The sequence below is a fragment of the Accumulibacter sp. genome (assembly GCF_029255125.1).
In the GTDB taxonomy this organism is placed as follows: domain Bacteria; phylum Pseudomonadota; class Gammaproteobacteria; order Burkholderiales; family Rhodocyclaceae; genus Accumulibacter.
In genome coordinates this window covers 1-11,089 of record NZ_JAPUVR010000148.1, presented here as the reverse complement: position 1 = coordinate 11,089, position 11,089 = coordinate 1, and the positions used below count along the sequence as shown (strand labels likewise).

10 protein-coding genes are annotated in these 11,089 nt (G+C 64.0%); 5 read left to right on the top strand and 5 right to left on the bottom strand.

From position 1 onward, the window contains the following. Nucleotides 1-822: LPS export ABC transporter permease LptG (gene lptG, locus Q1L59_RS16475; protein ID WP_300334338.1), on the bottom strand; the 822-nt coding region annotated here is incomplete at its 3' end. Then, the gene (gene lptF / locus Q1L59_RS16470) at nt 819-1,898 is read right to left on the bottom strand and encodes an LPS export ABC transporter permease LptF (protein ID WP_300334336.1); all 1,080 of its coding nucleotides are present in this window, start codon (nt 1,896-1,898) and stop codon (nt 819-821) included. The genes lptG and lptF, both read right to left, overlap by 4 nt. A 74-nt stretch (nt 1,899-1,972) precedes the next feature. Between lptF and Q1L59_RS16465 the strand changes: the two genes are divergently transcribed. The 4 genes from Q1L59_RS16465 to Q1L59_RS16450 all read left to right on the top strand — a co-directional run bounded on the left by Q1L59_RS16465 (nt 1,973) and on the right by Q1L59_RS16450 (nt 7,280). After that, complete coding sequence (locus Q1L59_RS16465; RefSeq protein ID WP_300334333.1) at nt 1,973-3,469, top strand: leucyl aminopeptidase; 1,497 nt, start codon at nt 1,973-1,975, stop codon at nt 3,467-3,469. After that, nucleotides 3,466-3,885, top strand: a complete 420-nt coding sequence (locus Q1L59_RS16460; protein WP_300334330.1) for a DNA polymerase III subunit chi — start codon at nt 3,466-3,468, stop codon at nt 3,883-3,885. The genes Q1L59_RS16465 and Q1L59_RS16460 overlap by 4 nt, the downstream gene beginning before the upstream one ends. A gap of 155 nt (nt 3,886-4,040) precedes the next feature. After that, on the top strand, nt 4,041-4,421 hold the full coding sequence (locus tag Q1L59_RS16455; protein ID WP_300334328.1) for a hypothetical protein: 381 nt from the start codon (nt 4,041-4,043) through the stop codon (nt 4,419-4,421). A 30-nt stretch (nt 4,422-4,451) separates the two neighbouring features. Continuing rightward, nucleotides 4,452-7,280 carry a valine--tRNA ligase gene (locus tag Q1L59_RS16450; protein WP_300334326.1) on the top strand — a complete coding sequence of 943 codons (2,829 nt, stop codon included), beginning with the start codon at nt 4,452-4,454 and terminating at the stop codon, nt 7,278-7,280. 28 nt (nt 7,281-7,308) lie between these two features. Here Q1L59_RS16450 and pabB read toward each other — a convergent pair whose 3' ends face one another. The 3 genes from pabB to Q1L59_RS16435 form a co-directional block, all read right to left on the bottom strand. After that, on the bottom strand, nt 7,309-9,096 hold the full coding sequence (gene pabB, locus Q1L59_RS16445; RefSeq protein ID WP_300334323.1) for an aminodeoxychorismate synthase component I: 1,788 nt from the start codon (nt 9,094-9,096) through the stop codon (nt 7,309-7,311). 62 nt (nt 9,097-9,158) lie between these two features. Next, entirely contained in the window at nt 9,159-9,386 is a 228-nt protein-coding gene (locus tag Q1L59_RS16440; RefSeq protein WP_300334320.1) for a sulfurtransferase TusA family protein, read from the bottom strand. A gap of 137 nt (nt 9,387-9,523) precedes the next feature. Continuing rightward, complete coding sequence (locus tag Q1L59_RS16435) at nt 9,524-10,303, bottom strand: hypothetical protein (RefSeq protein WP_300334317.1); 780 nt, start codon at nt 10,301-10,303, stop codon at nt 9,524-9,526. A 568-nt stretch (nt 10,304-10,871) separates the two neighbouring features. On the opposite strand from Q1L59_RS16435, the gene Q1L59_RS16430 reads away from it, so the two are divergent. Further along, nucleotides 10,872-11,089: hypothetical protein (locus tag Q1L59_RS16430; RefSeq protein ID WP_300334314.1), on the top strand; the 218-nt coding region annotated here is incomplete at its 3' end.

Sequence of the window (11,089 nt, the reverse complement as noted above, 5' to 3'; positions counted from 1 at the left end):
GATCTTCTTCCAGAACGCGATATCGTAGCGGTTCGTCGTCTGCCGGTTGTCCGCCAGGTGCTTGGTATAGGCGGAGAGGTGACGCAGCGACATGCGCTCCGGCGAAACCATGAGAACCGCCAGAATGTCCGGGTTGAGCGCCGAGCGCCAGAGCATCTCGGGCATTCTTTGCACTTCAGCGCGGTCGCTGGAGAGCGTCGTCTGGACGATTTCGGTCAGGCGCCAGCCGTCGGGAACGACATGCTCGCCGGCCGCCGCCTCGATCACGCTGTTCAGTTTTGCCTGCTCGTCGAAGGTGTAGATGCGGATTCCCCGTAAGCGCGTATCCGGGAGAACGACGCGCACGTTGATGAAGCTCCGCTCGTCTTTCACCCACAGGCCGGAACGCAAATCCTGTCCCACCATGCGGCCTCTCTCCTTGAGGCGCATCTGGTGCGCGGCTTTCTCCGCTGGCGGTGCAACGTACTCGCCAAGCAGGAAAGTCAACCCGGCGAAGACAGCAGCGACAAGAAACAGGCCGTTCAGCAAGGCTATCGTCGACAAACCCGAGACGCGTAGAACAGTGATCTCGGAATGGCGAGCCAAGGTGGTCAAGGCGTACAAGGTACCGATCAGAACGGCGATCGGCATCAGTTCGTAGGCTCGCCCGGGCAGACGCAGGAGCACGAAGGCGAAAGCGTGACGGAGCTTGTAGCCTCCCTGACCGACGTTCTTGACCTCGGCGAGCACGTCGAAGAACGAAAAGAGAACCAGGAAAGCGAGCAGCACCAGCAGAATGGCAGCCGACGCCTCGCGTCCAAGGTAGCGGCGATAGACTTTCATCGCGTCAGGCGCATGAACGAGGACACGGCGATCCGGTGGTAGAAGAGCAGCGGTAGAACGCAGAGCATCACCAGGTGTACCGTCGTCAGCCCGACGGGAAAAGAGACCTTGCCGCTCGCCACCGAACCCTGGCTGATCGTCAGCAGGTTGTTGTAGATCAGATAGACCAGCACGGCGAGCAGCATGTTCGCCGAACGCCCGGCACGCGGATTGACGAAAGACAATGGAATCGCCAGCAGGGCGAGGACGATGGCCGAAAAGGGCATGCTCAAACGCCAGAGAAGCTCGGCACGATAGACCGGCGAGTCGATGGCGAGCAGTTCCTGGCTCGGCATCGTCTTCGGCGTCGGTTCAAGGCTGCGCGACTCCTTGGTCTCGATGCGAACCGCGTAGCGCGCGTATTCGAGAATGCGGTACTCGGCGGTTCCCGGCGTAAACTCGTAGCGGCTGCCGTTCTCGAGCACGATGAAGCGGTCACCATTGTTCGCCGTCGTCCGGTAGCCGGTCGCCGCCATCGTGACGCCGACGCGTTCGCCGCGCGCTTCGCTGACGAAAACGTTGTGGACCTGGCTGGTGTCTTCGGCAAGGCCTTCGACGAAGATCACTCGATCGCCCGCCGACGTTTCCTGGAAGGTTCCCGGTGCCACCTGACCGGTATCCTTGCGCATGCTCAGCTTGCCGCGAAATTCGGCGCTTTGCGCCAAGGCCCATGGCGAGAGAAACCAGGAAAGGACGGCGATGGTGGCGACCAGCGGCAGGGCAAAGATCAGGACCGGCCTGATCCACGCGGTCAGCGGCAGGCCGGCGGAAAACCAGACGACCATTTCCGAGTCGCGGTAGCTACGCGACAGGGTGAGCAGTATGGCGACGAAGAGCGACAGAGAGAGTAGCGGCGGCAGGTAATTGAGCGCCGAGAAACCGAGCAGCGCTGCGACGGCGTCGGCTTCGACGCTACCTTGCGCCGCCTCGCTGAGCAGGCGAATCAGTTGCGTCGTTACCAGGATCGCGAAAAGCGCGGTAAAGATCCCGGCCGCCGAATGGGCGAACTCGCGCCGGACGGCGCCCTGAAAGATCATTCTTTTGACTTCGACGAAAAACTGCAGTGATAATCAGCGTTTTGCAACAGCGCGCCTGGCCGGAGGGGAGTTGAGTGGAATTTAGCATAAAAAGCGGCAGCCCGGAAAAGCAGCGGAGTGCCTGTGTCGTCGTCGGCGTTTTCGAACCCCGCAAGCTCACTCTGGCGGCCGAGCTGCTCGACAACGCGGCGCACAATCACATTTCCGACATCGTTCGGCGCGGCGATATGGAGGGCAAGGCGGGCTCGACGCTGCTCCTGCACAACGTCCCCGGCACCTTGTGCGACCGCGTCCTGCTGGTTGGTCTGGGCAAAGAGAAGGAGTTCGGCGACAAGGAGTTCGGCGACGCGATCCGCAGTGCGGTGAAAACCTTGAACGAGACCGGCGCTTTCGACGGTACGGTTTTCCTGACCGAAACCAGCGTCAGGAAGCGGACTTGCGCGTGGCGCGTCCGCCAGGCGGCGATTGTCGCGCAGGAAACCGTCTACCGCTTTGACCAGTTCAAGAGCAAGAAGGACAAGGTTCGCCGGCCGCTGCGCAAGCTGACCTTCATCGTTGACCGGCGCAACGAGCTGGCGGCCGCCGAGGAAGCGCTCAAGCAGGGGCAGGCGATCGCCGAAGGCATGTCGCTCGCCAAGGACCTGGGCAATCTGCCGCCGAACGTGTGCAACCCGGCGCATCTTGCCGAAACGGCACGCGAACTGGCGAACGAACACAAGATCGACTGCCAGATCATCGAGCGCGACGAAATGGCGGAATTGGGCATGCACTCCTTGCTCGCCGTCGCGCGCGGCTCGCACCAGCCGCCCAAACTGATCGTTCTCCACTACCGCGGAGGTAAGGCCGACGACAAGCCCGTCGTTCTGGTCGGCAAAGGGATTACCTTCGACACCGGGGGCATTTCGCTGAAGCCGGCGCCCGAGATGGACGAAATGAAGTACGACATGTGCGGTGCGGCGAGCGTCATCGGAACGATCAAGGCGGCAGCGCTCCTTAAACTGCCGCTCAATCTGACGGTCATCGTTCCGGCGAGCGAGAACATGCCGGGCGGTTCGGCGACGCGCCCAGGCGACATCGTGACCTCGATGTCCGGGCAGACGATCGAGATTCTCAATACCGACGCCGAGGGCCGCCTGATCCTCTGCGACGCGCTCACTTTCGCCGATCGTTTTGCCCCCGAGGTGCTGATCGACATCGCGACGCTGACTGGCGCTTGCGTGATCGCGCTTGGACATGTCGCCAGCGGTCTGTACGCCAACAACGACGGGCTGGCGCGCGAACTGCTCCACGCCGGTGACGAAGCGCACGACCGGGCGTGGCAGATGCCGCTCTGGAACGACTATCAGGAAGCGCTGAAAAGCCCGTTTGCGGACATGGCGAACGTCGGAAACCGGGCGGGCGGAAGCATCACCGCGGCCTGTTTTCTGGCGCGTTTCACCAAGAAGCACAGTTGGGCCCATCTCGACATCGCCGGCACCGCCTGGAAATCGGGCGTCGACAAGGGGGCAACCGGCCGCCCGGTTTCGCTGCTCGTGCACTACTTGCTCAAACGCCTGGGGCTGCTTTCTTGACGCAGGTTTTCTTCTACCACAACGCAGGCGACCGTCTGGGCGCGACGCTCGAATTGATCGCCAGGGCGTCTGCGCGAAAAAAGCGGCTGCTCGTGTACGCGCCGCTGGCCGAGGTCGCGGAAGCACTTGATCGAGCGTTGTGGATGGTACCGCCGAGCGGCTTCATCCCGCATGTCCAGGTCGACTCGCCACTGGCTGCGGAAACGCCGGTGCTGATTGCCGGCCGGCTCGAGCACGTGCCCTTTACTGAACGCCTGCTCAATCTGTCTGACGACATTCCGCCCGACCACGGCCGCTTCGCCAGCCTGATCGAGGTCGTTGGACAGCTTGACGAAGAGCGTCGGGCTGGCCGGCAGCGCGCCAAGTTATACAAGGATCACGGTGACGAGATCCGATACTTCGATTGGTCGGGCTAGGACGAAGGGTGGTGGACGAGGATTTGCCCGCGCCGGAGGAGGTTTCCGGCCATGATCCAGCGGCGCCGGCCACCCCTCGGCCTACGGCGGATGAACCCTGGCGAAGCCGCCGTCGTCGTTTCGTAGCCGCGCTCAAGCCCGCGCAGCGGGACGCGATGCTGGCGCCGGATGATGCCGATATTCCGCTACTCACCGATGTCGTGCCGCCCGAGACAGCCGAGGCCGCGAGTGCCGTGGCGGCGGGCACGGCGCCCGAGCTGTGTGCCGACCCGTACCCGAAGCTCGTCTCCCAGTTGCGCCAGGCGGTCGATCAGCGCCTCGCCGCCGACTTGCCGATACTGCTCGCAGCCAGCCTGGCAGACACCGCCAGGGTCTTGCGCCAAACGATCGACGCCAGCATCGCCAGCGCGCTGAGCGACTTCATCAGACCAAGTGGACAGCCCTGTCCGCCGCCGGTGCCACCGCCGAGCGCCGGGCCAGACGTGTCCACCGGGGGCAGAGCGCCCGACCCGGGGCCATCTCCCCATCCGGTATAATGCGCACTCCTGAAAACTACCTCCGTCGATATGGAACTTGCCAAAAGCTTTGAACCAGCCGACATCGAGCGTCGCTGGTACCCGGAATGGGAGGCCAGAGGTTACTTCGACGCCGGTCTCGACCTCGCCAGACAGCGCGCTTTCTGCATCCTGCTGCCGCCACCGAATGTCACCGGCACGCTGCACATGGGGCATGGCTTCAACCAGGCGATCATGGATGCACTGACCCGCTACCATCGCATGCGCGGCGACAACACGCTCTGGCAGCCGGGTACCGACCACGCCGGAATCGCGACGCAGATCGTCGTCGAGCGCCAACTCGACGGGCAAGGAATCTCGCGGCACGACCTGGGGCGCGAAAAGTTTCTCGCCAAGGTCTGGGAATGGAAGGAGTTTTCCGGCAACACGATCACCCGCCAGATGCGGCGGCTGGGTACGTCGCCCGACTGGCGCCGTGAACGGTTCACGATGGACGCCGGGCTGTCGCGCACGGTCACCGAAACCTTTGTTCGCCTCTATCGCGAAGGCCTGATCTATCGCGGCAAGCGCCTGGTCAACTGGGATCCGGCGCTGCAGACAGCAGTTTCCGACCTGGAGGTCGTGCAGGAGGAAGAACCCGGCAAGCTCTGGCACATCCGCTATCCATTGAGCGACGGCAGCGGCGAGCTGACCGTCGCCACGACGCGACCGGAAACGATGCTCGGCGATACCGCGGTGATGGTCCATCCCGACGACGAGCGCTACCGTCATCTGATTGGACGGACCGTCACGCTGCCGCTTTGCGGACGCGATATTCCGATCATTGCTGACGCCTACGTCGACCTCGCCTTTGGCACCGGGTGCGTCAAGGTCACGCCGGCGCACGACTTCAACGACTACGCGGTCGCTCAGCGCCATCAGTTGCCGATGATTCCGATCCTGACGCTGGACGGTCGGATCAACGACAACGCACCACCCGCGTATCGCGGCCTGGACCGTTTCGACGCCCGCCAGCAAGTCGAGCGTGACCTTGAAGCGCAAGGTCTGCTGGCGCGAATCGAGCCGCACGTGATGAAGGTACCGCGCGGCGACCGGACTGGCGTCATCATCGAGCCGATGCTGACCGACCAGTGGTTTGTTGCCGTGACCCGCCCGGCTGCTGACGGCAGCAGCATCGCCGGCAAAGCCCTGGCCTGCGTTGCCTCGGGCGAGATCAGATTCTTTCCGGAAAACTGGGTCAACACCTACAACCAGTGGCTGAACAACATTCAGGACTGGTGTATTTCGCGGCAACTGTGGTGGGGTCATCAGATTCCTGCCTGGTACAGCGACGACGGACGCGTCTTCGTCGCGCGCGACGAAGACGAGGCGCGCGCGCAGGCAGCCGCCAGCGGCTATACGGGAGCGCTGAAGCGCGACCCGGACGTACTCGACACCTGGTACTCTTCGGCGCTGTGGCCGTTCTCGACGCTCGACTGGACGGCTGAATGGCCGGCGGAAAGCAATCCGGCACTCGACCTCTATCTTCCCTCGACCGTTCTGGTGACCGGTTTCGACATCATCTTCTTCTGGGTTGCCCGAATGGTGATGATGACCCGCCACCTGACCGGCAAGATCCCGTTCCGGCACGTCTATGTGCATGGCCTGATCCGCGATGCCGAAGGCCAGAAGATGAGCAAGTCGAAGGGCAACGTGCTCGACCCGATCGACCTGATCGACGGAATCGACCTCGCCGCCTTGATCGACAAGCGCACAAGCGGGCTGATGAACCCCAAGCAGGCGGACGAAATCGCAAAGCGCACGCGCAAGGAGTTCCCGCAAGGCATTCCGGCTTTCGGCGCCGATGCGCTGCGCTTCACGTTTCTCTCGCTGGCCAGCCCGGGACGCGACATCAAGTTCGATCTGAGCCGCTGCGAGGGCTACCGCAACTTCTGCAACAAGCTGTGGAACGCCACGCGCTTCGTCCTGATGAACAGCAGCGAAGAGGCCAACCTGACCGACCTGCGTGCGCTCGGCCAATCCGATGGCGTGCCGGCCGGCAGCTCGTTTGCCGATCGCTGGATCGTCAGCCAGTTGCAGCGCAGCGCTGCCCTGGTCGCCCAGCACTTCGCCGAGTATCGCTTCGATCTGCTGGCGCGAGCGATCTACGAGTTCGTCTGGGACGAATTCTGCGACTGGTATGTCGAGTTGTCGAAGGTGCAGCTCCAGATCGGCAGCGACGAGCAGAAACAGGCGACGCGGTGGACGCTGGCGACCGTCCTGGAAACGGTCCTCCGCCTGGCGCATCCCTTGCTGCCTTTTGTCACCGAAGAGCTGTGGCAAGCGCTGGCCCCGGTCGCCGGAAGCAAGACGCACGCTTCGATCATGCTCGCTGCCTACCCACAGGCGCACAACGAGAAGATCGACCCGGCGAGCGAGGCGCGCGTCCGGCAACTGAAGGAGCTGACCTACGCCTGCCGCAACCTGCGCGGCGAAATGAATCTTTCGCCAGCGACGCGCGTCCCCCTGCTAGCGTGTGGCGACCGCCAGATGCTGGCTGACTTCGCCCCCTACCTGGAAGCGCTCGGCAAGCTGTCGGAAGTCACCATCGTCAGCGAGTTTCCGAGCGAGGCCGAAGCACCGACCGCGGTGGTCGGCGACACACGCCTTCTCCTGAACGTGCAGGTCGATCTGGCAGCCGAACGCGAACGCCTGGACAAGGAGATTGCCCGCCTGCTCGGCGAAGTCGGCAAGGCGCAGGAGAAACTCGCCAACGCGCGTTTCGTCGCGCGTGCTCCGGCTTCGGTCGTCGAACAGGAACGCAGGCGGCTCGCCGACTTCCTGGCCACGCTGGAAAAACTCCAGCCGCAAAGAGCGCGGCTGAATCGCGCCGGGCACTGATCGCGACCGGCCGGCGCCCGCCCGTCGCTCAGTCGTCCAGCCGTGCCGGGAGCAGGCCACGCACGGCGTTGCCGACGTACAAGGCGGCCGCCGAGCGGAGATCATCGACGCGCAGGATGTGCTCGACCGCCCGCCCAGCGTCGAGCAGCGAGCGGCGCAGAACGCCGCCGAGCAGACCACACGCGAGCGGCGGCGTGAGCAGGACGCCGGCGCGCTCGACGAAGATGTTGCTGCGCGCGCCCTCACAGACTTCGCCGCGGGTGTTGACAAAGAGCGCGTCGAAGACTTCCGGTGTCGCCGCCAACTGCGCGAGAACACGGTCGTAGTGCGCGCGCGCGGTCGTCTTGTGGCGGCACAGATAGTCGTCTGCCGGCAAGCGCTCGCTGGCGAGAACGACGCGCCAGACTGCCTGCCGGCGTTCTTCCAGCAGCGGCGTCGAGGTGATCTGGAACGCCCCGTTGTGCGCCAGACTCAGGCGGACGCGGAAGACCCCGGCACGGTGCCGCTGCGCTTCGTTCGCCAGAGCAGCGCTGATAGCCGACAACGGGCAGGTGAACCCGAGCGCGCGCGCCGATTCACCCAGCCGGTCCAGGTGCATTTCGAGCAATGGATACGTTCCGGCGTCCAGGCGCAACGTTTCGATCAGCTCGAAACCCGGATCGAAAGCGGTGACGAATTGCGCCTTGAGCAGACACTCGCGGTATTCCTTGCCCGCATCCGAGTCGGCGACGATTCCGCTGCCGACGCCGAGCGTCGCCTGCCCGTCGGCGGCGACCTCGAGCGTGCGGATGGCGACATTGAAACGACAGTCGCCATTCGGCGCCAGCCAGCCAAGCGCGCCGGTATACAGTCCGCGCGGCGATTTCTCGAGTTCGGCAATCAGTTGCATCGCTCTGATTTTTGGCGCTCCGGTGATCGAGCCGCAGGGAAAGAGCGCGGCAAAGATGTCGGCCAGCGCCACCTCGGGCAAATCGGCAGTGATGGTCGACACCAGTTGCCACAAACTCGGATACGCCTCGGCTTCGCAGAGCGCCGTAACGCGCACCTTGCCCGGCGAGGCCAGCCGACCGAGATCATTGCGCAGGAGGTCGACGATCATCACGTTCTCGGCCCGTTCCTTGGCTGAGGCGAGCAGGCGAGCGCGCTGGGCGGCGTCTTCAGCCGGTGTCCTGCCGCGCGCCGCGGTGCCTTTCATCGGTCGAGTGACGACGAGCGGACCCGAGCGCGCAAAGAACAGCTCCGGGGAAAACGACAGAATGGTCTCATCCGGAACGCTCAGATAGGCGCCATAGCGCACCGGCTGGCGTTCGCGCAGATGCGCGTACAGCGCGAAAGGATGTCCGTAGACGCGCAAGCGAATCGGAAAAGTCAGGTTGATCTGGTAACAATCGCCATCGGCAATCCAGCGGTGAATCCGCTCGACCTGCCCGGCGTGCATCAGCTCATCGACGCTCGGCGACACCTCGGCGACTCCGGCTACCCGCTGCTGCTCGGGCAGGGATGCCAGGCGCGCCGCGAGAAAGGAAGGCAGGTCTGACCGGGCAAGGCGTTCGGCGCGAGCAAAGACCCAGGCGCGCAAGGGCGCGCGCTCGCCTTGTCGGGTCGCGGCGCCTGGCTCGAAACGCGAACCCAGGGAATAGTCGGCTGCCACGGCCGACCAGCAGCCGGCAGTACGCGCCGCATCGAGTGCGGCAAAGAAATCGGCCGGGTCGTCCGGCGGCATGCAGCGGATGACGCGCAGCCAATCGACGAGGACGAGCGCGCCTCCGTCGTCACCGTCGAACAGGGCAAAGCAGGAGTCGTGCTCAGCGTTCATGGCCACTGCCATGAGCAGCGCTCTCGCCTCGGCACGCGCCGCTGGCTGGCTGGCTGCAGGCTTTACTTACGTTTGAGAAAGTACTCGAAGACCTGGCTCGTTTCGTTCCAAGAGACGAGTTCGTTGCCGGTCTGTCGGGCAAAAGCCTGGAAGTCCTTGACCGAGCCAGGGTCGGTGGCAAGCACCCGCAGCACCTGGCCGGCCGCCATCTCGGCCAGGACTTTCTTGGTGCGCAGGATGGGCAGCGGGCAGTTCAAGCCCTTGACATCGAGTTCTCGGTCGAAATTCATTTTCCGCTTCGCAGGACAGTTCCCGGAAACGCAATTCTAACCGGCAGAGCGAACGTGATGACGGCTGTGTTGGACGACCTGCCTTGGCGATCTGCGGCTTCCGGGCTGTTGCCTGTGCGCGGGGAACCTGGTCTTGCCTAGCGCGATCGCTGCCAGCCGCGCGCGCGGCCGAGGCCGAGCAGGCTCAAGCCGAGCAACGAGAGAGCGGTCGGTTCGGGCAGGCCGACGTCACCGCTGACATCTGAGGCGACGATTCTGAAGTTGTCCAGCGCAGCATAACCGCCAGACAACTCGTCAATCACCAGCGTGACATTGCCGTTCGTGTTCCCTGTCGCGTCGAGCCCGACGACATGATTGGTCCAATTGAAGCGGTTGGGTGCCGGCGACGCCTGACCGGTGATCGTTGCCGACGCGAGCAGAGTACCGCCACCCAGGCCGTTGGCACCGCCTGGGTTATCCCAGAGCGAAAGCTTGAAGGTCGGCGCTTGTCCGCCGCTCGCAACAAAGGGGCCGCCCCAGAAGTTGAGATCGATCGAAGAAACATCGAGCTGGAAATTCAGGAACCGGTATGCGCCAACGTTGAACGAGAGGCCCAGCAAGTCGTCGTTGGCGTGCGACAGCATGCTGATCACATAGTTGCCGGCAGTCCCCTGTCCATCGACGAAGCCGGCACCTCCCCACGCCTGATTGCCTCCGACGCGCAGCGTCTCAACCGTGTACTGCTGGGCAAAAGAGAAACCCGCGGGCTGATTATTGTAAATGCTATTGACCGAGGTATAGCTTGCGTCGGGACCGGCAAAAGCGTTGAAGGCGGGAATGTCGGGGGCTTCGAAATTCTGCGTGTAAAGCACTGTCGCAGCGTGGCTGGCCCCGGCCAGGCTCAACGCAGAAATCATTCCAGCAAGGATCTTCATCATCGTTCTTTTTCTCATGGGGTTGGTCAACGACGCTCGAAGCGAGCGCCAGGAGCAAGACGCCGGTTCCGAAAGCACGACTCATGCCATATCCTGCTGTCGGCGAATTTAACGGTGATCCTGACGCCAACTGCGCGCACGGCCCGGAAAGCTGTAAAGGATTCCGACATGCAGTGGCGCAGCGCGTTGGCCCTCCAACGCTTGGCGAGCGCTGGGGGCTGGCGCTCTCGCTGGCGGATGGCGGTCGGCTCGGCGCCTGCGCCGACCGCCTGCACCGGCCGCCTGCACCAGGATGATCCTGGCAGCGCACGCCTCCTTCCTGTCTCCCGCCATCCGCTTGTCGTCCGCCGCGGTGACGACGTCGGCTGCAGGAGTCGGCGCTGGCTTGCGCGGGTGTTGGCGTGTGCCTATACTTGCTGGGCCGCTTGGTCACCGTGCTCGGGCAGCAGGGGACCTGCCTCACCCAGATACGCGTCTGACGCGACGGCGTGCAGGTGGGCAGCTCTCGCGGCCTGGGCCGACCCGGCCGCGGCCGATCGCTCTGCTGGCGGCGAGCTTTGCGGAGGCAGGAATGTTCAGCAAGTTGTTTACCTGTGCACACCCGAATGCGCTCGCCGCCGGAACGAGGCGGCGCGGACGAAACTTCGCCGGCTACTTGACCACGCTATTGCCACCGCTACTCAGCTTCGCTGCCAGCCCGCCGATGGCGGCCGCCGACAACGATCACGCCAGCGCCCGCGCGAGCATGGTCGAAGAGCAGTTGAGGTCGCCGCTGCGCGGAATCACTGA

Coding starts and splice junctions, on each gene's coding strand:
- Q1L59_RS16450 (WP_300334326.1), top strand. CDS start 4,452: ATGGAACTTGCCAAAAGCTTTGAACCAGCCGACATCGAGCGTCGCTGG.
- Q1L59_RS16435 (WP_300334317.1), bottom strand. CDS start 10,303: ATGATGAAGATCCTTGCTGGAATGATTTCTGCGTTGAGCCTGGCCGGG.
- pabB (WP_300334323.1), bottom strand. CDS start 9,096: ATGAACGCTGAGCACGACTCCTGCTTTGCCCTGTTCGACGGTGACGAC.
- Q1L59_RS16440 (WP_300334320.1), bottom strand. CDS start 9,386: ATGAATTTCGACCGAGAACTCGATGTCAAGGGCTTGAACTGCCCGCTG.
- lptF (WP_300334336.1), bottom strand. CDS start 1,898: ATGATCTTTCAGGGCGCCGTCCGGCGCGAGTTCGCCCATTCGGCGGCC.
- Q1L59_RS16455 (WP_300334328.1), top strand. CDS start 4,041: ATGCTGGCGCCGGATGATGCCGATATTCCGCTACTCACCGATGTCGTG.